This window comes from Xanthomonas nasturtii, assembly GCF_001660815.1.
Taxonomy (GTDB): domain Bacteria; phylum Pseudomonadota; class Gammaproteobacteria; order Xanthomonadales; family Xanthomonadaceae; genus Xanthomonas; species Xanthomonas nasturtii.
Genome location: NZ_LYMI01000012.1, coordinates 155,956 through 179,215 on the forward strand (window position 1 = coordinate 155,956; position 23,260 = coordinate 179,215).

15 protein-coding genes and 2 pseudogenes are annotated in these 23,260 nt (G+C 65.6%); 11 read left to right on the top strand and 6 right to left on the bottom strand.

What is annotated here, in order from left to right; all coding sequences use genetic code 11:
* The first annotated feature begins 10 nt into the window (after window positions 1-10).
* The 4 genes from A7D16_RS06360 (at window position 11) to A7D16_RS06375 (ending at window position 5,574) form a co-directional block, all read left to right on the top strand.
* Complete coding sequence (locus tag A7D16_RS06360; RefSeq protein WP_064630903.1) at window positions 11-583, top strand: TetR/AcrR family transcriptional regulator; 573 nt, start codon at window positions 11-13, stop codon at window positions 581-583.
* Window positions 580-1,617, top strand: coding sequence for a DUF4105 domain-containing protein (locus A7D16_RS06365; protein WP_064630905.1), 1,038 nt, complete (start codon window positions 580-582; stop codon window positions 1,615-1,617). The genes A7D16_RS06360 and A7D16_RS06365 overlap by 4 nt, the downstream gene beginning before the upstream one ends.
* The gene (locus A7D16_RS06370; RefSeq protein ID WP_064630907.1) at window positions 1,614-3,638 is read left to right on the top strand and encodes an esterase/lipase family protein; all 2,025 of its coding nucleotides are present in this window, start codon (window positions 1,614-1,616) and stop codon (window positions 3,636-3,638) included. Before A7D16_RS06365 ends, A7D16_RS06370 begins: the two co-directional genes overlap by 4 nt.
* A gap of 733 nt (window positions 3,639-4,371) precedes the next feature.
* Window positions 4,372-5,574 (top strand): OmpA family protein, encoded by a 1,203-nt coding sequence (locus tag A7D16_RS06375; RefSeq protein ID WP_064630909.1) that lies wholly within the window; start codon window positions 4,372-4,374, stop codon window positions 5,572-5,574.
* Between the two features lie 249 nt (window positions 5,575-5,823).
* On the opposite strand, the pseudogene A7D16_RS24320 reads toward A7D16_RS06375, so the two are convergent.
* A pseudogene (locus tag A7D16_RS24320) lies at window positions 5,824-6,072 on the bottom strand (hypothetical protein); the annotation flags it as partial.
* On the opposite strand from A7D16_RS24320, the gene A7D16_RS06380 reads away from it, so the two are divergent.
* On the top strand, window positions 6,071-8,842 hold the full coding sequence (locus A7D16_RS06380) for a TonB-dependent receptor (RefSeq protein ID WP_064630911.1): 2,772 nt from the start codon (window positions 6,071-6,073) through the stop codon (window positions 8,840-8,842). The pseudogene A7D16_RS24320 and the gene A7D16_RS06380 sit on opposite strands and share 2 nt — an antisense overlap.
* On the top strand, window positions 8,832-10,415 hold the full coding sequence (locus tag A7D16_RS06385) for a histidine-type phosphatase (RefSeq protein WP_064630913.1): 1,584 nt from the start codon (window positions 8,832-8,834) through the stop codon (window positions 10,413-10,415). The genes A7D16_RS06380 and A7D16_RS06385 overlap by 11 nt, the downstream gene beginning before the upstream one ends.
* Window positions 10,416-10,850: 435 nt before the next feature.
* Here A7D16_RS06385 and metK read toward each other — a convergent pair whose 3' ends face one another.
* Entirely contained in the window at window positions 10,851-12,062 is a 1,212-nt protein-coding gene (gene metK, locus A7D16_RS06390) for a methionine adenosyltransferase (RefSeq protein WP_064630915.1), read from the bottom strand.
* Window positions 12,063-12,305: 243 nt separating this feature from the next.
* On the opposite strand from metK, the gene A7D16_RS06395 reads away from it, so the two are divergent.
* Window positions 12,306-13,409, top strand: a complete 1,104-nt coding sequence (locus A7D16_RS06395; protein WP_064630917.1) for a metal-dependent hydrolase — start codon at window positions 12,306-12,308, stop codon at window positions 13,407-13,409.
* On the opposite strand, the pseudogene A7D16_RS06400 reads toward A7D16_RS06395, so the two are convergent.
* From A7D16_RS06400 to A7D16_RS06415, 4 genes and pseudogenes are all read right to left on the bottom strand, one after another.
* Window positions 13,403-14,233 (bottom strand): annotated as a pseudogene (locus A7D16_RS06400) (class I SAM-dependent methyltransferase). The gene A7D16_RS06395 and the pseudogene A7D16_RS06400 sit on opposite strands and share 7 nt — an antisense overlap.
* A gap of 28 nt (window positions 14,234-14,261) precedes the next feature.
* On the bottom strand, window positions 14,262-15,260 hold the full coding sequence (dusB, locus tag A7D16_RS06405) for a tRNA dihydrouridine synthase DusB (protein ID WP_064630919.1): 999 nt from the start codon (window positions 15,258-15,260) through the stop codon (window positions 14,262-14,264).
* A gap of 615 nt (window positions 15,261-15,875) precedes the next feature.
* The gene (locus tag A7D16_RS06410) at window positions 15,876-16,832 is read right to left on the bottom strand and encodes a ribokinase (protein ID WP_064630921.1); all 957 of its coding nucleotides are present in this window, start codon (window positions 16,830-16,832) and stop codon (window positions 15,876-15,878) included.
* A 90-nt stretch (window positions 16,833-16,922) separates the two neighbouring features.
* The gene (locus tag A7D16_RS06415; protein ID WP_064630923.1) at window positions 16,923-18,221 is read right to left on the bottom strand and encodes a NupC/NupG family nucleoside CNT transporter; all 1,299 of its coding nucleotides are present in this window, start codon (window positions 18,219-18,221) and stop codon (window positions 16,923-16,925) included.
* Window positions 18,222-18,743: 522 nt separating this feature from the next.
* Between A7D16_RS06415 and A7D16_RS06420 the strand changes: the two genes are divergently transcribed.
* The 4 genes from A7D16_RS06420 (at window position 18,744) to A7D16_RS06435 (ending at window position 23,245) form a co-directional block, all read left to right on the top strand.
* Window positions 18,744-19,712, top strand: coding sequence for a potassium channel beta subunit family protein (locus tag A7D16_RS06420; protein ID WP_064630925.1), 969 nt, complete (start codon window positions 18,744-18,746; stop codon window positions 19,710-19,712).
* 158 nt (window positions 19,713-19,870) lie between these two features.
* Complete coding sequence (gene hemP, locus A7D16_RS06425; protein WP_181920656.1) at window positions 19,871-20,110, top strand: hemin uptake protein HemP; 240 nt, start codon at window positions 19,871-19,873, stop codon at window positions 20,108-20,110.
* A gap of 268 nt (window positions 20,111-20,378) precedes the next feature.
* Window positions 20,379-22,610 carry a TonB-dependent hemoglobin/transferrin/lactoferrin family receptor gene (locus tag A7D16_RS06430; RefSeq protein ID WP_064630929.1) on the top strand — a complete coding sequence of 744 codons (2,232 nt, stop codon included), beginning with the start codon at window positions 20,379-20,381 and terminating at the stop codon, window positions 22,608-22,610.
* Between the two features lie 5 nt (window positions 22,611-22,615).
* Entirely contained in the window at window positions 22,616-23,245 is a 630-nt protein-coding gene (locus tag A7D16_RS06435) for a ChuX/HutX family heme-like substrate-binding protein (RefSeq protein ID WP_064630931.1), read from the top strand.
* Window positions 23,246-23,260 lie beyond the last annotated feature (15 nt).

The following is a 23,260-nucleotide window of genomic DNA, read 5'->3' on the forward strand; positions in this document are numbered from 1 at the left end:
TAATGCCGGCATGACGACCTCACGCCCCGATGCCGCGCTGCGCCGCCGGCAGATTCTCGATGCCGCCGACGAAGTGTTCAGCGAATACGGCGTCAATGCTCCGCTGGAACTGGTGGTGGAGCGCGCCGGCCTCGGCCGCGCCACCTTGTACCGTAATTTCCCGGATCGGGAGGCGCTGATGACCGCGCTGATGGCACGCGGGCTGGACGGCCTGGAGCGGCTGGCCGCCGATCTGGCCGACCGCCCGGACGGCTTGGCCGTGCTGCTGCACGACGTGGCCGAGCACATCGCCCAGTCTGCGCCGTTGGTGGATTTCTGGCGCTCGATGGAACGCGCACACCCGGCAGTGGAAGCGGCCGACCGGCGCGTGGTCAGCATCTTTCTGCCGTTCGTCCATCGCGCCCGCGATGCCGGGCTGTGCCGGGCCGATGTCGATGACGAACAGCTGCTCTTGGTGATCGACATGCTGGGCAGCTGCCTGCGCGGTAACGACGAAACAGAGCGCAAGCGGCTCGCACATCGCTCGGCCGATCTGCTGATGCATGCGCTGGGCATGCAGGTACCGGAAGGCGGTACGCGATGACACCGGCCACGCGCGCCTGCATCGGTCGCTGGGCCCTGCGGGTTGTGTTGGTGCTGGCTGCGTTGTGGGGCGGCCTGACACTTTATTACGCACTCACCGGCAACGCCTTCGTGCGCGCCGGGTGGGTGGCGTCATGGTGCGCAATGGCGATGGCAGCGCTGTGGGGCTTGCGCCGCGGCCGTGAGAATTGGGCCTTGGTCGGCATCTTCAGTGCCGCGTTCGTGGTGCTGGCGTTGGCCTGGTGGATGATGCCGCCCAGCCAGGACCGCGAGTGGGCCGACGATGTCGCCCAGCGGTTGCGGCCACAGGTGCAAGGCAACATCGTCACCCTGCACAACGTGCGCAATTTCGACTGGCACAGCGAAACCGACTACGTGCCGCGCTGGGAAACCCGTCAGTACGATCTGGATCGCCTGGTCAGCGCCGATCTGGCCTTGTCGTACTGGATGGGCCCGGCGATTGCGCACACGCTGGTGTCGTTCGGCTTCGACGACGGCGCGCGCGTGGTGTTCTCGCTGGAAATCCGCAAGGAACGCGGCGAATCGTTTTCGGCCGTGGGCGGGTTTTTTCGCAGTTTCGAAGAAACCCTGGTGGCTGCCGACGAGCGCGACATCCTGCGCGTGCGCACCAATGCGCGCGGCGAAGACATGTATCTGTATCGGCTGGCGATTCCCAAGGCCGGCTTGCGCCGCATGTTCATGGGGTATGTGGAGCTGGCCAAGGAGCTCGATCGCAAGCCGGCGTTCTACAACACGCTCACCAGCAACTGCACCACCATTGTGTTCGCGCTGGTGCGGCAACTGCAGCCCACGCTGCCGCTGGATCACCGTTTGCTGCTGTCCGGCTATGTCGACGAATACGCCTACGACCATCACGGCCTGATGCCCGGTTACGACTTCGCCACCTTGAAGCAGCGCGGGCATTTCACCGCACGCGCGATCGCCGCCGACAAGGCAGCGGATTTTTCTGCGCGCATCCGTGCCGGCATGCCGCTGGCGCCTGCGCCAGGTGCAACAGCGACGCCACCGCGGTGATGCCGCGCATGCGGATGTGCCACACCGCTGCGGTCCTGGCGGGCGTGCTGGCGAGTTTCTATTTGAGCGGCTGCGCCATGGTGACGGTGCAATCGCGCAACAGCGGCGACTACATCGCCCAGACGCGTGGCGATGTGCTGAGCACCGGCGAGCTGAGTCAGTCCGGCAGCGAGACCTTGCAGGTTGCCGGCTTGCAGCCCAAAGCCTGCCGCGCCGACCCGCTACCGTGTCTGCAGCAACTCACCAGCGAGGCAGGCATCGGCGATGAGCGCCGCCTGGCCACGCAGGCAGAGCTGTGGACCGCGCATGCAATCGCGCTGAGCGGGCGCACCCCCACCACGATGAGCGATGCGGCGGTGGATGCCTGGCTGGAAGCGGCACGCCATGCCTACGCCTATCTGTTTTTTACCGCGCGCGCGCCCAGTGCGCGCGCGTTCGAGAATCGCCAGACCCAGGCGCGCGATTACTACAACTACGCCGTGCAACAGGTGGTGGAGCGCCTGTTCGCACGGTCGCAGCAAACCGGCCAAACCACGCCGACGCCCACCACGGTGGGACGTTGGCAGCTCGGCATCGATCTGTCCGCCTATCGGTTGCCGGGTGGCGGCTACACGCCGCGTGCGATCTTTGCCGCCTCGGCCTTGCGCTTCAACGGCGTGCGCAGCACCTATCGGCGCGATGGGTTTGGCGCCGAACTGGTGGCCGAAGTGGACCCGCACGTGGTTGGAGATCCGGCCGGGCTGGCGCTGCAGCAAGCCGCAGCGGTGGGTACCCGCCCTGATCGCCCGCTGCCCACTTTCAGCGAAATGCCGTACACACCGGCAACGGTGTTGCTGCGCTTCGAGGGCGACACGCTCGCCGAGGTGTTGCGCAGCAACCTGGTCACCATGCTGCCGTACGACCCCTATCGCCAGAACGAAGTGGTGCTGCACGGGCAGCGCGTGCCGTTGGCCGCCAACTTCACTGCCGCGTATGGATTGTGGCTGGCCAGATCCGGCTTTGCCGCGCAGTCGCTGCGCTCGATGCTGGGCAGCGCCCGCGGCATCGACCACCCGCATCTGTATCTGATGCAGCCTTACGACCCCAATCGCCGCGTGCTGCTGATGCTGCACGGGTTGGCCAGCAGCCCGGAGGCCTGGGTCAATGTGGCCAACGAAGTGATGGGCGATGAAACGCTGCGCCAGCGTTACCAGATCTGGCAGGTGTATTACCCGACCAACGCGCCGATGGCGGTCAATCGCGCCGAAATCCAGTCCCTGGTGGAGCGCAGCCTGCGTCACTTCGACCCGTCCGGCAGCGCCATCGCCTCGCACGACATGGTGTTGATCGGCCACAGCATGGGCGGCGTCATCGGGCGGCTGCTGGTGTCGTCTTCGGGCGAGCAGTTATGGAATTCGCTGTTGGAAAACTACCGTCTTGAGGGCGAGCGCGGCGCACGCGTCCGCGCGAAGCTGTCGCCGTTGCTGCATTTTTCGCCGATGCCGCAGATCGACCGCGCCATCTTCATTGCCGCACCGCATCGCGGCACGCCATTGGCCGAAGGTGGGCTGGGGCGGCTGGTCGGCAAACTGGTGCGTCTGCCCATCGCCTTGCTGGATCGCTTCGGCGATGTGATGCAGGACCTGGCCAGCAGCGAACGTGCCGATCACGGTGGCGAGTACCGCCGCAAGGGCCGCCTGCTGGTGCCCACCAGCATCGACAACCTGCGCGACACCGACCCGTTCGTGCGCGCCACGATGGACTTGCCGATTTCACCACGCGTCCGCTACCACACCATCATCGGGCGCGAAAAACCGCAGGTGCCGCTCGCCGATTCCGACGATGGATTGGTGCCGTATCGCAGCGCGCATCTGGATGGCGCGGCGTCGGAACTGGTGGTGACCTCCTGGCACAGCGTGCAGGAAACCCCGCAGGCGATTCTGGAGATTCGCCGCATCCTGCATGCGCAGTTGCAGGCCAAAGCGGCGGGAAGTACGGCTGCGCAAGGCGGGACACCGGCTGAACCGTCTGCGACGCTCTGAAAGCGGGCAGAATCCAGGCGCCGTTGGGTCAGCGAAGAGTGGTTGCGCGCGTTGCGCGCATCCAGCCGCTGCTCGCAAGGTCGGCGTCAACGATGGCACCAAGCGTGTCCAATAAACTACGTCACGTCATTCTGTTGCAGACGGGCTGGTGTGCGGCCTGGCTGCAGGGCCCTTGCCCGCCCACCATCGCAGGACACGCCGTGAATCCGTCCCTGGAGGCTCTGGCGCGGCATCCATGCCGCTCAAGGTCCCGCGACGGTGGGCGGGCAAGGACCAGTGAAGATGGTCGGTGCGCAGACTTTAAAACGAACAGCTGTCGCGCTCTGGTGTGGCGTATTGGTTCATCAATAAACACACCAGCAAACTGTCTGGTGCGGTGTCTTCGCCGTGGCCTCAACCAGCCGGCGCTGCTCCCGCTTTCAACAAAGCCACCAGCAAACCGTCTGGCGTGGTGTCCTCGCCGATTGCGGGACCGTTGGCGGCATGGATGCCGCCACCGAGCCCCCATGGACGGGTTAACGGCGTGTCCCGCGAGCGGTGAGGGCACCGCGCATTCGACCCACTCAGCATTTGACTTGAACCTCTGACTGCATTCATCAAGACGTGGCCGGCAAATCGCTGCACTCACGCCAGAAGAACGCGCAGGCGGTTTGTCAGTCGCTCTTGGCGCGTTGTCGACCGAGCTCGTGCTATCAGGCGGTTTTCCAAACATGCTCAAACCAAGGAAGACGCGATGCGCAAGACGCTGTCGGCAGTGATGTGGGTTCCCTTGCTATTGGCTGGTTGCGGCCGCGGCGAAGGTCAGCAGAACACGGCCGACGCTGCGGGCGCAACGCCGCAGGCAACGCAGACTGCGACGCCTACATCTGCCGCGCCGGCCGCCACCGATCAGGCAGTGCCGGAATTTCCGGCTATCCCGCTGATTGTGGTACCCGATATCGCCGGCGTGACCCCGGCACAACGTGCGCTTGAGGTGTCGCTGCAGGACATCCTCGACCCGATCGAAGGCGTCAGCGTTGCACCGGCGCGCTGCGGCGAGGGCGGCACGCTGATCACCGATGCCGGCATGACCAGCATCGATGCCGATGGCAATCTGTTGCGCAATGGCGATGGCGGTCTATTCAACCTCAAGGCCGATGGCAGCGGCACTGCCAACTTCGAGGGTGGGCTGATCAGCGTCAACGCCGACGGCAGCGGCACCATCAATGCCGCAGGCGATGGCGGCGACGATGCAATCATCCGCGTCGAGTCCAACGGCGCCGGGACCTACAACGGCCCGGCCGGGTTGATCAGCCTGGATGCGAAGGGCGCAGGCACCTGGAACAGCGACAAGAGCGGGCTGGTGAACAACCACGGCGACGGCAGCGGCACCTGGAACGGCCCGCGTGGCTTGATCGCCATCAACGCCGATGGCTCGGGGACCTGGAACGGTCCGGACGGCCTGGTGCAAAACCGCGGCGACGGCACCGGCACGGTCGGCACACCGCCGCGCGAAGTGCGCATGCTGCCGCTACCGAAGGTGCCGCCGGCCGGCCGCTTCCCGCCGCTGCAGAAGTTCGCACTGCCTGGCGCGCCCTGCGGCTATCTGATCACCTTGAACGACCGCATTTTGTTCGACTTCGATCAATCCGACATCCGCCCCGACGCCGCGCGCGTACTCGACACGCTGGGCGCTGCGCTGGCCAAGGTGAGCGCAAGGGACATGCAGGTAGGCGGGCACACCGATGCCAAGGGCAGCGACGACTACAACCAGGCGCTGTCCGAGCGCCGCGCCAATGCCGTGCTGGCTGCGTTACGCACGCGTGGTGCCGCGCAGTCAGCCAATGCCAAAGGCTATGGCGAAGCGCAGCCGGTTGCGCCCAATACCGTCAACGGGCAAGACAATCCGGGCGGGCGCCAGCTCAATCGGCGGGTCGAGATTTTTCTGCGCACTTGACCCTGGCCTGGTAAGCCGGCATAGCGCTTGCCCAGCGTGGGCCTTGCTCGTGTAGAGCTTGCGCCCACATGCTGGCGGTGAATTGCGTGCCGGGCGCAGTGGCTGGTAGCGCGCCTGTCATGTGGTGAGCTTCCCCGCGTCGCGTGTCTCTCCGACGCGAGCGCGCATCCGCGCAGACGTCATTCAATGCCGCTCACTGCATGCCTCATGGAGCGACGCTAAGTCGGCCCGTTATGAGCGCTGCCACATGCGCACATCGCCGAGACGCTCTGCATCCATACGCCAGCGACTATGCCGAATTACGCACATGCTGCGTGCATTTGTCATGTTCGCAAGGCCGGTCACCAAACTGACATGCCGCATCATCACCATGCCCGGCGCCTGCCTGCAGGTGTGATGCAGTTCCGCCACTGCCGGCTGCCTCGCTCTCCCACATTCGTGGTGGCGTTGCCCTGGCCCAAGCACATGGCGCGCTGCTGCATCATCGGAATCCACCATGATCGCTCGTTGTTCGCTGTTGCGTCCTTCCCGTTTGTCGCAGGCGCTGTGTTTGTCGTTGTGCGCACTGTGCGGCCATGCCGCGGCCCAGGCCACACACGCCGCCACGCCTGCGCAGGGCGATATGGCCACGCTGGACAAGATCACTGTCGCCGCCACGCGCTACAACGCGACCGACATGCAGATGGCGGCCACCAACACCGTCAACGTGTTGTCGGCCGACGATCTGAAGACCACTGCCGTGCATAACGTGGCCGAAGCGCTGGGCCTGATGCCCGGCGTCAACGTGATCAATACCGGGCAGTCGTACTTCGGCGGCATCGACGGCGCCGCGCGCGGCGAAGGCATGTTTTCCTCGGTGCGCGGCCTCAATGCCGAATACAACGTCAACCTGATCAACGGCATCAACGTTGCACAAGGCATGCCGTACAGCCGCGGCGTGCAACTGAGCCTGCTGCCACCTTCGGGCCTGCAGACCATCGTGTTGCACAAGACGTCCACCGCCGATATGGACGGCGATGCGATCGGTGGCACCATCGATTACCGCACACCCAGCGCCTTCGATTCACCCGATCGCCAGGGCGGCAGCGTGACCTTGAGCGGGCGCCTGGAAAGCCGTGCACGCGACTACGGCGATTCCGGGCTGGGCAGCGGCGCAGCCGGCGATTGGCATGCGCGCTTCGGCGATGCCGGGCAGTTCGGCGTGTCGGTCAGTGCGTACTACGACGAGCGCCATTTCGTGAACAGCGAAGTGGCCGGCGCCTCGGCCGCGCGCAGCGACGGGTCCTGGGAGTTCGCACGTGCCGATGCCAGCGGCAATCTGGCAGCCGGCGCCGACCCGCAACAGGTGTTGCAGAGTACCGGCGTCAACATCGGCTATTCGCAGGGCGACACCCGCCGCTACGGTGGCAATGCCGCCTTCGACTGGCGCGTGGACCCCAGCCTGCATGTGTACGCGCGCATGACCTACGCCTTCGCCAAGACCGAGCAGAACACCGGCTACACGCAGTTCGTGCCGGCCAATGTCAGCTTCACCCAGATCGGCACCAGCGGCGCGTATCAGCCGCAGATCGATCGCGTGGCGGTGCGTTACTGGTACGAAACCAATCCCGAAGAAGCCGACCTTGCCACCATCCAGTTCGGTGCGGAAAAACAGCTGGGCCATTGGACATTCGCGCCGAACATCTTTTACGGCACCGGCAATAACGATCGCCCGGACCATGTGGAAATTTCTGCGCGCAACGATCAATACACCTCGACCAACTTCGCCTACGGCGCCAACCGTTTCATCAGCTACGACGGCGATGGCTTTCCGATCCCGTTGCTCACCCCGGCCATGCAGGCGCAGGCCTCGGATGTGGGCAGCCTGTTCGCGCGCCGCACCGGGCAGATCTCCAAGCAGTTCAGCGGCCAGGACAAGGGGGGCGGCAAGTTCGACGTGGGCTACGATTTCGACGACGGCTTGCTCAGCCGCATTGCATTCGGCGTGAAGTATGTCGACAGCTCGCGCAGCTTCACCGACCGTGACTGGACCAATGCCAAATATACCGACGGCACCTTGTTGCGCGACACCGGCCTGATCGCGCAGCGCTACGACGCGGTGTATCCCGGGCAATATGCGTTTCCCACCGTGCGCCTGAGCAATGCCGCGCTCAACGATTTGATCGCACGCACGCTCACGCCGGCCAGCTTCGACAGTTGCGGGCAGCTGGCGATCAACAACCTCAACTGCAACACGATGCGCGCCACCGAAGCGGTGAGCGCGGCCTACGCAATGGCGACCTTGCGCACTGGCAACTGGGAAATCCTGCCTGGCGTGCGCTTCGAACATACCGCCATCACCAACACCTTCTGGGCGCAGCCGGCTGCCACCGACGGGGCCGAGCAGGTCGGCGCGTTCGCCAACAACCGCACCCGCTACAACGTGGTCCTGCCGAGCGTGTTCGTGAACTACCGGCCCGATGGCGATGGCGCGGTGTATCGCGGTTCGGTGTGGACCAGTTACACGCGCCCGGCATTCGTGCAGCTGGGTGGTGGCCGCTCCACCGATATCTCCAGCGATGGCCAGACCACCATCACCGAAGGCAACCCGGATCTGAAACCAATCAAGTCGCTCAACGTGGATCTGTCGGGCGAATGGCAGAACGACAGCGGCGGTCACGCCATGCTGGCCGGCTATTACAAACGCCTCACCGACTACATCTACGAAAGTGGCTCCGAGGCAGCCAATGCCGGCGAAAGCGGCAGTGCCAGCACCCGTTTCGTGCGTCCGCAAAACGGTGGCGACGGCCGCGTACTGGGCATGGAAGCGGCGGTGCGGCAGGCCTTCCAGGGCCTGCCCGCGCCGCTGGACGGCTTCGGCATCGGTGCCAATGTCACCCGCCAGACCACGCGCGTGGATCTGGGCGAACAAGGCTTCGCACACGAGCGCATCCAGAACGCGCCGAACCTGCTTGCCAACGCGGAGTTGTTCTACGAGAAGGGGCCGTGGTCGGTCAATCTGAGCTATCACTACTCCGGCGAATACGTCTCGGTGTACGACTATCTCAACCAGGGCGCGCATTGGGACAACCTGTGGATCAAGCCGATCACCCGCGTGGACCTGCATGTGGGCTACGCACCAACCGACCACCTGCGCGTGGATCTGTCGGTGGCCAACCTCACCAAGCAGCACAGCTACTGGGCACATGTGGGCCACGATACCGAAGCGGTGTCCGACATCGTCGATTCCGGCATGACCAGCCTGGTGACCGCAAAATATGTGTTCTGATCTCGGGCGATGCGCGTGTAACGACGTCGCAGGCGTGCAGCGGCATGCACCCCTTGCGACGGACGCGCAACAGAATGCAGATGATGCATGTGGTTGCGATGGAGCAGGGCAGGGCGCATTGCCACGTGTGCGGTTCGCGGGCGCTAGCAAATCGCCACGGCCCCCCCGCCTCGTAGGCGGCATGCGCAACGCGATGCGGATTGCGGCACGCACCTTGGACGCAACGCGCAGGCAGTGCGGCAGCACGGTGCCCATGCTCAGCATCCCCGTGGCAACCGGCGGCGCGCTGAGCTTGCTGGTGGCTGCGTTGGTGCTGGGTGGCTGCGTCTCCTCAACACAGCGCGCATCCACCTCTCCCGTTGGCGGCCAATCCACCAGCACCCCAGGCGAGCGGGCAGAAACGGGCACGCCCGCAGCTGCGCAGACCGCACACCTGGAGCGCGTGGTGGTGGTCTTCCGGCATGGCGTGCGCGCACCGCTGCAAGGCGAAGCCGCCGCCGCGCACTATGCCGACCAAGCGTGGCCACACTGGTCCACACCCGCCAGCCTGCTCACCCCGCGGGGTCGCAAAGGCGTGCGCTTGAGCGGCGAGTACCTGCGGCAGTGGTTGGTGCAGCAGGCCCTGCTACCGAACGGCGGGTGCCCGGCGACCGGCAGCGTGTCGGTGTGGGCCAATACCGATCAACGCACCATCGATAGCGGCGCACTGCTGGCCGACGCGCTCGCACCCGGCTGCGGCATCGCCGCCAGGCATCGCGAGGCTGGCAGTGACGATCCGCTGTTTCGACCGATCGAAGCCGGCGCGGTGCCGTTCGATGCGGTCGCAGCGGTCGCATCGATCCAGCAACAGACCGGTGGCCCTGCCGCCTTGCTGCAAGGCCATACCGCCGAACTGCAGGCGCTGCAGCAGATTCTGGGCTGTACGCGGACGCCCTGCGATTTCGCGCGGATGCCTTCCAAATTGACTCCATCGGCCAACGGGCGCGGCCTTGTCTTGGGCGGGCCGATCGACCTGACCTCCGGCACCGGCGAAGTGTTGCTGCTGCAATATGCCGACGGCCTGCCGCTCTCGCAGGTCGGCTGGGGCCGCGCCACCCCCGAGCGGCTGGCGCAGGTGTCGCGCCTGCACGCACTGCTGTTCGACATCTACGCACGGCCGCACTACATGGCCGCACGTTCGGGTGCACCGCTGGCGCGGGAGGTGCTGCAACGGTTCGGCGACGCGCAGGCACCGAAGGTCTCGCTGTTCGTCGGCAGCGACACCCACATCGCCGCACTGAGCAGCCTGCTGGGCGTGCACTTCCATCTGCCCGGCTACGGCGCCGACGACCCGCCTCCGGGCGGTGCGCTGCTGCTTGGTCTATGGCGCGAGCCGGACGGCACCCAGGTCGTGCGTGCACGTTACCTGGCGCAATCGCTGGACCAACTGCGCACGCTGGCGCCGCTGGATCTGGCACATCCGCCGCTGCAGCAGGAACTGGCGCTGGAGATCTGCGCGCCCGATCAACGCATGACATGCCCATTGCCGGCGTTTGCGCAGGCGCTGGAAACCCAGTTGATGCTGGATCCATAGGTGCGGCGTGGCGCAGTCGGTTGGACGTCAGTTGCCCTTGCTTGAAGCAGAACAATGTCCAGCAAGCGGGCCTGGCTTCCTTTTCCCCTCGGGAGATTGTTCCCCTTTATGGGGGAGAAGGTGCCCGCAAGGGCGGATGAGGGTACGGGCGAAGCCTCATGGAATTGCGAACGCAGCTTGGCTTCGCCACGTACCCTCACCCCAACCCCCGCTCCCGCAGGAGAGGGGCTTTAGAGCGCTTCGCTCTGACGCCGGGAGAAGGGCTTTGCAGCAATGTGGCAACGCTGTCCCTTCTCCCTTCAGAAAGGTTCGCGCAAGGGCGGATGAGGGTCCGCGCGTAGCCGCGCAAAAATACCAACGCAGCCGCATGAAAACGCAAATGGGCCGCATCAGCGGCCCATTTGCTACCCAGCAACGCTCCGAAGAGCGCGTGGCTTACTTCAGCTTGGCGTCGGCACGCAGGGCGTCGGCGCGGTCGGTCTTTTCCCACGAGAACGCGGTTGCAGTGTGCTGCGCGCCGGTGGCGTCGGTGTAGGTGAAGTCCTTCGGCTTGCGGCCGAAGTGGCCGTAAGACGCGGTCTGCTGATACATCGGGTGGATCAGGTCGAGCATCTGGATGATGCCGAACGGACGCAGGTCGAAATGCTTGCGGATCAGCTTTTCGATCTGCTCGTCGGCGATCTTGCCGGTGCCGAAGGTGGTCACCGAAATCGAGGTCGGCTCGGCCACGCCGATGGCGTAGGAGACCTGCACTTCGCAACGGTCGGCCAGGCCCGCGGCCACCACGTTCTTGGCCACATAACGCGCCGCATACGCTGCCGAACGATCGACCTTGGACGGATCCTTGCCCGAGAACGCACCGCCACCGTGACGCGCCCAGCCGCCGTAGGTGTCGACGATGATCTTGCGACCGGTCAGGCCGCAATCGCCCACCGGGCCGCCGATCACGAACTTGCCGGTCGGGTTGATGTGGAACTTGGTGCCCTTGTGCAGCCACTTGGCCGGCAGCACCGGCTTGAGGATTTCCTCGCGCACGGCTTCGACCAGATCCTTCTGCTTGATGCCCGGGTCGTGCTGGGTCGACAGCACCACCGCATCGATCGCGGTCGCCACGCCGTCTTCATAGCGCAGGGTCACCTGCGACTTGGCGTCCGGACGCAGCCAGGACAGCGCCGAGTTCTTCTTCTTGCGGATCTTGGCCTGCTGCTCGACCAGGCGGTGCGCCAGGTGGATCGCGGCCGGCATGAAGCTGTCGGTTTCGTTGGTGGCATAGCCGAACATCAGGCCCTGGTCGCCAGCACCCTGCTGCTCGGGGTTCTTGCGGTCCACGCCCTGGTTGATGTCCGGCGACTGCTTGCCGATCAGGTTGAGCACGCCGCATGTCTCGCCGTCGAAGCCGACGTCGGAGCTGTTGTAGCCGATGTCCAGGATCACCTTGCGGGTCAACGCTTCCAGGTCGATCCAGGCACTGGTGGTCACTTCGCCGGCCACGATCGCCACGCCCGTCTTGACCATCGTCTCGCATGCCACGCGGGCGCGCTTGTCCTGGGCCAGGATGGCGTCCAGCACTGCGTCGGAGATCTGGTCGGCGATCTTGTCCGGATGGCCTTCGGAGACCGATTCGGAGGTGAACAGGTAGCTGGACATCAGGCTTATATCCCTTAATTCGGATGAAAAGATGGGTGCGGATGATACACGCCCCGTGTGTCGGTTGCATTGTGCGCCTGAATGGACCGCTTTAGGGTTAAGCCGAGGTCGGCGCCCCGGCCGCATGCACTGCCCGGTACGCAGCCGCGGCGATTAACTGCCCGGTGACGGAGCGATGCCGGCCGGCCGAATGCGGTGTCGAACATCCACGTCAGTGCATGGCCGGCCTGCTAGCATCGGCCGATGGATTCATTGACCCAGATCGTTCTTGGCGGCGCCATCGCTGCCGCCATCGCGCCGCCCGGACAGCGGCGTGCCGCCTTGTTGGCCGGCGCGGCACTGGGCACCTTGCCCGACCTCGACTCGCTGGCGTTGCTGCCGCTGACCGACGATCCGGTCACCCTGATGACCGTGCACCGCAGCGTCAGCCACTCGTTGTTCGTGCTGCCGCTCGTAGGCTGGTTGATCTGGTGGCTGTTCCGCCGCTACGGCAACGGGCGGGTGGCCAGCGCACCCACGCGCTGGTTCTTGGCCATCCAGCTGGCACTGATCACCCATCCGCTGCTGGATGCCTTCACCGTTTACGGCACCCAGCTATGGTGGCCGCTGCAGCCGCACCCGACGATGTGGTCGAGCGTCTTCATCATCGACCCGGCCTACACGTTATGGCTGTTGCTGGCCTGCGCGGTGGCGTGGTTTGCGCGCGCGCGCCCCTTTGCGCAACACGTGTTGGTGATCGGGTTGGTGGCGAGCACCGCGTATCTGGGCTGGTCGCTGATCGCCAAGCAGCTGGTCGACCGCGAAGCCGATCGTGCGCTGGCAGCGATGGGTCTGGCCGATGCGCCACGCTTCTCGGTGCCGATGCCGCTCAACACCTTGCTGTGGCGCGTGGTGGCGATGACGCCCAACGGCTATGTCATCGGCGAGCGCTCGCTGGTGGCCGACAGCGGCCCGATGCAATTCCGCGGGTTTTCCAGCAATACCCAGGCCTTGGGCGAAGTGGCCGGGTTCGATGCGGTGCGCCGGCTGACCTGGTTCAATCGCGGTTTCATGCGTGCACGCCTGGTCGACGACGATCTGATGCTCAGCGACCTGCGCATGGGCCTGGAGCCGGACTACAACTTCAATTTCGTGGTCGCCCATCGCGATGACGGGCAATGGCAGCCGATCGTGCCGCGGCAGGTGCAGGCGGCGTATCGCGCGCCGGTGGCGCGCGACCAGATCGGCGCGGTGCTGGCGCAGATGTGGCAGCGCATCTGGCGCGAGCCCAGGAGCACCGTGTTGACCGGCGATCTGGAACACGCCGGCAGCACGCCGGTCGCTGCACCCGCCTCGGCGACTCAGTAGACCGTGGCGCGTGCCTGCACGAACGAATAGAAGAACACCGCGTTCGGGTCGCCTTGCACCTGCGCCAACTCGCGGCGCATGCCATCCACGATGGCTGCGTCCACCGCGCCGGCCTGCAACAACTGGTCGGCTGCCGACAGCAGCACTTCTTCCCAGAACGCGATCATGGTCTTACGCCGGCCCGGTTCGCGGTTGTCCAGATGCAGCGTCTTGATCTGCGTCTGCACATCGCGGAAGCCGCCGGCCAGCAGCAGGTTGCCCAGCCTGGCACCGACGAACGGGTCGCCGCCCTGGTCGTACTGGAAGTCGTTGAACGCCATCCAGTAACGCCACAGGTTGGGCGAATACGGATGCAACAGGAACGAGGCATTCATCACAACGGTCACGTACACCGGCGCGCCGGGCGGCAACACACGCCGCACGTCGTTGAGCACGCGTGCAGGCGAGGGCACGTGTTCGAGCACCCAGCGCAGAAAGGCCGCATCGAACTGGCGCGCCTCGAACGGCAGGTCGCCCGCATCCGCCTGCTGTAGCGTCTAACGCGCGCGGCACCACGCCAGGAGGCGTTGGAGATTTGCCCACGCCGCGCCCAGCTGCGCCTCGCTCAGGTCCGCGCCGGTGACGTGCAGGTCGGGAAACCGCCGCAGCAGGATCTGGGTCTGCGCACCGACACCGCTGCCCACTTCCAGCAGGCGCCGCGCGCCGCCGTAATCGATCTGGTTGAACAATGTGGGCTCCAGCAAGCACGCCTGTTTGAGCAGGCGCGCCTGTTCGGTGGCCGAAAATCCGTGCAGACAGGTCGGGGTGTCGCCTGGTGCACTCATGCGTGCGGCTCCAGCGATGCAGAAAAACTCAGGCAGCGTCCGACAATGCGGGCGGCACGCCGGCGATCAAGGCGTCGAAGTAATCGCGCGTCAGCGCCAACTGCGCTTCCGGCGTTTCGGCACGGTTGACCACCGCACGGAAGTCCGCGCTTTGCGGGTGATCCTTGGCATACCAACCCAGGTGCTTGCGCGCGATGCGCACGCCCTGCGGTTGGCCGTAGAACGCATGCAGCGCGTCCAGGTGGCCGAGCAGGGTGTCGCGCACGAAGGCCAGCGATGGCGGCGGCAATACCTCGCCGGTGGCCAGAAAATGCGCCACTTCGCCAAAGATCCACGGACGTCCCTGCGCCGCGCGCCCGATCATCACGGCATCCGCACCGGTCTCACGCAGCACCTGCGCGGCCTTGTGCGGCGAATCGATATCGCCATTGGCGACCACCGGAATCTGCAACGCAGCCTTGATCTGCGCGATGGTCGCGTACTCGGCGCTGCCGGTGTAATGCTGGTCGCGGGTGCGCCCATGCACGGCCAGCGCAGCGATGCCGCAATCCTGTGCAATGCGCGCGATGGCCGGCCCGTTGCGGTGATCGCAATCCCAACCGGTGCGAATCTTCAACGTCACCGGCACGTTCACCGCCTGCACCACTGCAGTGAGGATGCGTGCCACCAGGTCTTCATCGCGCATCAGCGCCGAGCCGGCCCAGGCATTGCACACTTTCTTGGCCGGGCAGCCCATGTTGATGTCGATCAACTGCGCGCCGTGGTCGACGTTGTAACGCGCCGCCTCGGCCAGTTGCTGCGGCTCGGTGCCGGCGATCTGCACACTGATCGGGTCCGGTTCGCCGGCATGGTCCATGCGGTGCAGCGACTTGCGCGTGCCCCAGAAGCGCGGATCGGAGATGGTCATCTCCGACACCGCCAGCCCCGCGCCCAGCCGCTTGCACAGCAGCCGGAACGGCTTGTCGGTGACGCCCGCCATCGGGGCGAGGATCACCTTGGGGGCGATGGAGTAGGGGCCGATCTGCATGGCGGCATTGTAGCTGGGTGGGGAATGGGGAATGGGGAATGGGGAAGCGGGACGCGGGAAGCGTTTCCGGCCTTTCCTGCGCGGTTGCTGTGCGGTCGCACGACTTGATGGAACGAGGGCGGCGGCGAACATGTTGGCTGGCCGTACCCTCACCCCAACCCCTCTCCCGCGGGGAGAGGGGCTTATAGTCCTTCTCCACTCGGGAGTGGGAGAGCAGCTTCTATTCCTTCTACGCTCGGGAGAGCAGCTTCTAGCCCTTCTCCGCGTCGGGGATAGGAGAGGGGCTTCTGGTCCCTCACCACTCGGGAGTGGAAGAGCGGCTTCTATCCTTCTCCCGTCGGGAGAAGGTGGCGCGTCAGCGCCGGATGAGGGTACGGGCGCCCGACGCTGCATCACGCCTCGCTCCTTGCATCACGCCTGATTCCTACCCCAACGCGTTTCGATAAAGAAACCCGAAGTTCCGGCAGCAACAGAGCTCGCAGCGTCCGTCGGCAGGCAAGGTTCAACATGCCGTCCGTGGCGCAAAACAATCTCTAACGTCCACACCAAACCCCTAAACGCAAAAGGCGACCGCATCGCTGCGGTCGCCTTCGTTGGTCGCTTGACGCGTGTGGCTTACGCCGCCACGTCAGGCACCATGCGCGGCATCGAGGTGGCGGCGCCTTCCATTTCGGTGGAGCGTGCGGCGTAGCGGGTGGCAAAGCGTACGTGGGTGATGAAGCTGGCGTTTGGCGACTGCGCCAGCGAGGCCACCAACGCGCCGTTGAAGGCATCGCCGGCACCGGTGGTATCCACCGTCTGCGCGCTCTCCGCACCCACGCGGTAATGCGCTGCGGTGTCGCCGCGCAGCTGTTCTTCGGCATGCGAAATGAAGGCGCCCACCGCGCCCAGCGTCACCACCACGGTGCCGCCCGGCAGCAGCTTGCGGCACAGCGAGTGCAGCGTGTTGCCATCCAGCGCTGCAACATCGTCGGCGTTGATGCGCTCGCCGACATGGCGGCCGAGCAGCGCGGCGAATTCGGTTTCGTTCGGCGTCAACACGTCCGACAGCTTGAGCAGACCGATCGAGGTCGGTGCATTGGCCGGCGCAGCGTTGAGCACGGTCAACACGCCGCACTCGCGTGCGAGCGCCAGTGCGGATTCGATGGTTTCCGCCGGCGATTCCAGCTGCGCCAGCAGCACCCGCGCCGATGCCACCAGCGCGCGCTGGTTGTCGATAAAGCCCGCACTCAGCACCGAATTGGCACCGGCACCGATCACGATGGTGTTGCGGCCGTGGCCGTCGACATAGATGCCACCGGTGCCGGTGGGTTCATTGCTGGGCTCGGCGATCAACGCAAAGCCATCCTGCGCGGCCAGCGAACGCGCCAGCGCACCGCCGGCGTCGTCGCCCAGCGCGCACAGAAAATGCGTCTTGGCGCCGGCACGTGCGGCCGCAACCGCCTGATTGAAGCCCTTGCCACCCGGACCGGTGCTGTAGCGCCCGGCGATGGTGGCGCCCGGCGCAGGCAAGGCATCGCAGCGCCACACGTGATCGACATTGAAGGACCCGACAACGACGACCGAACTCATAAATACCCTTGCGTGAATGACTGACTTGAATGACTGGATGAAACGCGGCGTGTAGCGATTAGACCGTCACACCGATGAACCCGCGCCGCCTCAACCGAAATGCGAGAGTACGCCGGCAATGGTAGCGGTCATGAAGGTGGCGATCGAACCGCCCAGCACCGCACGCAGGCCGAACTTGGCCAGATCGTGACGGCGTTCCGGCGCCAGCCCGCCAATCCCGCCGATCTGGATCGCGATCGAGCTGAAATTGGCGAAGCCGCACAGGGCATACGTGGCGATCAGGCGGCCTTCGGCGCTCAGGCCCACGCCCGGCACTTCACCCTTCACGATGCGCGACAACTCGCTGTAAGCGACGAACTCGTTGATCACCACTTTCTGTCCGATCAACGACCCCACCGTGGTCGCATCCACCCACGGGGTACCGATCACCCAGGCGATCGGCGCCAGCACGTAGCCGAAGATCGTCGACAGGTTGGTCGGGCGGCCCAGCAGCGCAGCGGCGCCGGTGATCTCGCCCAGCCAGGTCAGCGGCGCGTTGATCAGTGCGATCAGCGCGATGAAGGCCAGCAGCATCGCGCCGATGTTCAGCGCCAGCCGCAAGCCGTCGCCGGCGCCGGCCGCGGCCGCATCGATGACGTTGCTGGTGGTTTTTTCCACTTCCATCTTGACCGTGCCACGGGTCAGCGGCGTACCGGTTTCCGGCACCAGCAGCTTGGCGACCACCAGGGTGGCAGGCGCTGCCATGATGCTGGCGGCCAACAGATGCTTGGCATAAAACGCCTGCTGCGCCGGGTCGCTGCCGCCGAGCATGCCCACGTACGCAGCCAGTACGCCGCCGGCGATATGCGCCATGCCGCCGATCATCATCGTCAGCAACTCGGACTGGGTCATCTTGGGGATGTACGGGCGCACCGTCAGCGGCGCTTCGGTCTGGCCGATGAACACGCTGGCGCACACGCTGGTGGTTTCCGCACCGGACACGCGCATCACCTTGGTGATCGCCCACGCCATCGCACGCACCACCACCTGCATCACGCCCAGGTGGTAGAGCACGCCCATCAGCGCCGAGAAGAAGATGATGGTGGGCAGCACCTGGAACGCAAAAATGAAGCCGTAGCTGTCGATGTTCATCAGGTTGCCGAAAATGAAGGTGGAGCCTTCATTGACGAAACTCAGCACCTTGACGAAACCCTTGCCCAGCGAGTCGAACACGTCGCGCCCGCCCGGCACCAGCAGCACCAGTGCGGCGAACGAGATCTGCAGGGCCAGACCGGTGGCGACCAGCTTCCAGTCGATCGCGCGGCGGTTGCTCGAAAACACCCAGGTGATGCCGATGAGCACCGCCAGACCGAACAGGCCGAAACCGATCCTTCCCAAACCTTCGACCATTCCAATCCCCGGAGCTGCTGACGGCAAAACAGGAAGCCTAGAGCAGGGGGTGACAGGGGGCAAGGCGAGTGGCATTCAGACGCTGTCGGTTGGCCCGCAGCCGAGATGCGGCGGGCACCGGTCGTGCCGTGGTAGCGAGCCGGGGGGCTGCGCTTGCGCAAAGTGGGCGGCCCCAGCGCCGGCAGCGTGGCGGCAGCCAGCGCGGGGGGCGAACGCGATCCTTGCCCCACACTCCGCGTTGTTTCGCTGACCGATGAAATCCGGTCGCGCTTGTACGCGTACCGATGCGGCATCCGGATCGCCACAGCGTCCGCCCGTAGCGGCGGCCCCGCACGTTCAAGTTCGCTGACACGAACACGGCCGAGCTGTTTCATTGGGGAGCGACGACTGGCGTTTCTGTGCGCCGCGCCTGTCTCGCCTTCTCGCTCCCGCATCGCCACGCCCTGTCGCCACGGCAATGCCACGGCCTACACTGCGCACGCCGGTCCGGGGCAGGTGCCCTGGAGGTTGCGGGAGTTCGCCATGCTTTACCGTCGTCTGGGTTCCACCGGGCTGCAGCTGTCGGCCTTGTCGTTCGGGGCCTGGGTCACCTTCGGCAAGCAGATCGGGCGCGGCGAAGCGCGCAACCTGATCGCCGCCGCCTGGGACAACGGCATCAACTTTTTCGATAACGCCGAGGTCTATGCGCGCGGCCGCGCCGAGGAAGTGATGGGCGATGTGATCGCCGACCTGCGCTTGCGGCGCGATGGCTTTTGCGTGTCGAGCAAGGTGTTTTTCGGTGCGGTCGAGAGCCCGCGCCCGACCCAGCGCGGGCTCTCGCGCAAGCATGTCACCGATGCCTGCCATGCCGCGCTCAAGCGCCTGCGCGTGGAGTATCTGGATCTCTATTACTGCCATCGGCCCGACCCGGACACGCCGATCCAGGAAACCGTGCGCGCCATGGATGCGCTGATCCGCCAGGGCAAGGTGCTGTACTGGGGCACCTCCGAATGGAGCGCTGCGCAGTTGCGCGAGGCCATTGCCATTGCCGAGCGCGAACACCTGTATGCGCCCGCGATGGAGCAGCCGCAATACAACCTGCTGCACCGCGAGCGGCTGGAGCACGAATACGCGCCACTGTGCGAAGGCGGGCTGGGCACCACGATCTGGTCGCCGCTGGCGTCTGGCCTGCTGACCGGCAAGTACAACGCCGGCGTGGAGGCAGACAGCCGCCTCGGCCAGCCAGGCAATCAATGGCTGCAGGACGAAGTGCTGGGCGCACCGGAAGCGCGGCGGCTGGAGCGCGCGCGCGCGTTCTGTGCGCTGGCCGCCGAGCTGGGGCAGTCGCCGGCACGCTTGGCCATCGCCTGGTGTCTGCGTAACCCGCATGTGTCCAGTGTGATTCTGGGCGCCAGCCGAGTAACGCAGTTGGAAGAGAACCTGGGCGCCCTGGAGACCTTGAGTCAGGTCGATGACGCTGGCTGGGCGCGCGTGGAGTCGGTCACGCGCTGAGCGGGCTGGTTCGGGAGATAGGCGACGCCGCGGTTGTGCGTGCGATGGTGCCGCCGGGCGCTGACAGGTGTGTCGATTGAGTGCATGAATCGAGATTCGAGAAAAGATCCAAAAATCGTGTCTCCCAAATGAGAATAGCTCTTGATCATTAGATGAGAATGGTTATTATTTGTCTGGCCAACCGACTGGAGATCCAGATCATGACCGCTCATCCCGTGCTGCTCCGCTCCGAACCGGTCAACCTGCGCGAACGTGCCGCGCCGCGTGCCGTGCCTGCCGAAGACCTCATCAGCAGCGAGGCCTTGCTCAAGGGCCGCCGCGAAGTGCTGATCCAGCATGGCGACCGCGTCTATCGCCTGCGCCACACCAGCAACGACAAGTTGATCCTCACCAAGTAATCCAGCAACGAGCAGGCTGCGCAGCACCGAACGGGCGCAGCCGCTGCCGCAACGCGATCGCATGCGCACCACCGGTGCCGCTCACGCGTCCCGGCACGCCACGCTCGGTCGCCGTCGCATCTGGCACTACCGCACTCGTTGCGTGCGAGTGCCGCAAGACCGCCGCGGGCGCCGCCGCCGCCGCCCGCCACTTAAGCTCTCACCCTGGCTGCCGTGCGCGGCTCGCACCGCGATGCGCACGGCAGGGGGTTTCCCGCAAAGGTCTCTGATGATCCGCCTGCATCCGCTGGTGGTCGCGCTGTCGCTGGCGCTGCCTGCTGTTTCGTTGTCTGCCCATGCTGCCGAAGGTGATGCCGGCGCGGAGGCCGCGCGTGACGTGCACGACTTCGACCGGCTGCAGGTCACCGCCACGCGTACCCAACGTGCGCTGGTGGACGTGCCCAGCACGGTGGATGTGATCGACCGCGAGCAGCTCGACAACCAACTGGTGCGCGAACTCAAGGATCTGTTCCGCTACACGCCGGGCGTGGCGGTCACCAGCACCAGCGGCCGCTTCACCGGCGCCAACGGCATCCGCATCCGCGGGCTGGACGGCAACCGCGTGGCGATTCTGGTGGACAACGTGCCGGTCTCGGACACCTTCAGTTTTGGCAGCTACCTCAATGCCAACCGCAACTTCGTCGATCTGGAAACGCTCAAGCGTGTCGAAGTGGTGCGCGGGCCGGCCAGCTCGTTGTACGGCTCGGATGCACTGGGTGGCGTGGTGGCCTTCGTCACCAAGGATCCCGCCGATTATCTGAGCGCAGACAAGCACAGCTACGTCGGTCTGAAGTTCGGTTACGAAGGCGACTGGAATGGCCTGTTCGCCGGTGCTACCGGCGCATTCGGCGGCGAGCGCTGGAGCGGCATGGTGGCGGTGAGTCATCGCCAGGGCCAGGAAGCGCAGAACCAGGGCGACAACCGCAGCCGCGATTTCACCCGCACCGCGGCCAATCCGCAGCGCATCGATGGCCGCAGCGTGCTGGCCAAACTGGTGTACGCGCCAAGCGCGCAACAGCGCTTCAAACTCACCGTGGAAGGCAACGAAGACTACGGCAGCATCGATGCGTTGACGGGCATCGACACACGTAACCCGACTGCATCGCTGCGCATCCTGTCGCAGGAAGGGCGCGACCATCAGACCCGTGCGCGGGTGTCGCTGCGGCACGAGCTCGATGCGCTGGATTCCGCACTGGCCGACGATCTGCAGTGGCAGCTGTATCGCCAGGACAGCGAGAGCCTGCAGCGTACCAACGAGTTGCGCGGCAACAACACGCGCCGCCATAACGAACACAATTTCGACCAACGCGTCTACGGGTTGCTGGTCAATGCGCACAAGTCCATCGACACCGGCACGCTCAGCCACGAGATCACCTATGGCCTGGACGGCACCTGGACCGACACGCATGCCAAGCGCGATGGCTATTCGGTCAACCTTGCCAACGGCGCCATCACCAATCGGGTCGGCCAGGACGTGTTTCCGGTACGCGATTTCCCGACCAGCGAAACCACCAAGCTCGGGGTGTATGCGCAGGACGAAATCGGCCTGTTCGATGGCCGCTTGTCGCTGACGCCGGGCGTGCGCGTGGATTATTTCCGGCTGTCGCCGCAGGTGGACGCTATCTTCCGCGAAGACAATCCGGGCGTCGCCGCCGCGACCCTCGACCAAACCCAGGTCTCGCCCAAGTTCGGCGCGGTGTGGCGGTTCTCCGATGCGTGGTCGGCGTACGCCAATTACGCGCATGGTTTCCGCGCGCCGCCATACAACGACGTCAATATCGGCTTCACCAATCTGCAGGCCCGCTACACCGCCATCGCCAATCCGGATCTGAAATCGGAAACCAGCCGCGGTGGCGAACTGGGTCTGCGCTTCAACGATGCGGTCGGCTATCTCGGGCTTGCGGTGTACTACACCGATTACCGCAACTTCATCGAATCGTATGCGCCAGCCGGCGTGAATGCCGACGGCCTGGCGCTGTTCCAGTCGCGCAATGTGGACGATGTGGTGATCAAGGGTGCCGAAGCGCGCGGCGGTGTCGATCTGGGCGCGTTGGCGGGCTGGCAGGGCTGGTCGCTCAACAGTGCCGTGGCGTATTCGGAAGGCGACAACCTCACCGACGGTACTCCGCTCAATTCGGTCGACCCATTACGCGGCACCGTCGGCGTGGCCTTCGATGGCGATGCCTGGGGCGCCGAATTGATCGGTACCTTCGTGGCGCGCAAACGTCGCCCGCAGCTGGACAGCTATTACGCGCCGGCCGGCTACGCCACGCTGGATCTGATGGGGCATTGGGAATTCGCACCCGGTGCCAAGGTCACCGCCGGCATCTTCAATCTGGCCGATCGTCGTTACGTGGACTGGAACGCACTGCCCAACGGCACGCTGGCCAGCAGCACGGTGCTGGACCGCTTCACCGGCGCCGGGCGCACTGCTTCGGTCAGCCTGGCCGTGAGCTGGTAGCGGCCATGCCCAACGTGCGCGCATTGCCGTTGTCATCGCAAGCCCGTGCCACCCGCGCAGCATTGCCGCGGCCGCAACAGTTGGCGGCCCTGGGCACGGTGCTGTGCCTGTATCGGCCTGCGTTGGGCAACGAACTGGATGGCTGGCAGCATGCGGTCGCTGCGGCCGCGTGCCGGCAGGTCGACAGCGACGGCGTGCGCGAAAGCATCTGGTTCTTCGATGCTGCAGGCCAGTGCTGCTGGCGGCTGTGCCTGCTGCCGGACAGCGATTTCCTGAGCTGGGACCGCCTGGTCTCGCGATTGCCGCCGCTGCCGATGGACACGCACGAGTTGGGTGTCGGCGAGCGCTTGTGGCGCCGCCTGGCCGGACGCCTGCGTGGCGATGCCTGGCGGTTGAGCGCGCTACGCTTGCAGCCTTCGGCCAGCCACGACCACCCCATCTCTGCCAGCCTGGCCACTGTCTCGGCGCTGGGCGCGGAGGTTGCCGCACGGCTGGCGCGCGAGGGCATCGACGGCCGCGTGGCCGTGGACGATTGCTGCTGTGCACGCGCTGCGGCCCTGCGCACTGCCGCAGCAACCGCACGCGGTTCCGATCCCACCGACATGACCACGTCGCTGCTGTACTTGCGCCGCTGACGTTCCCACGACCAC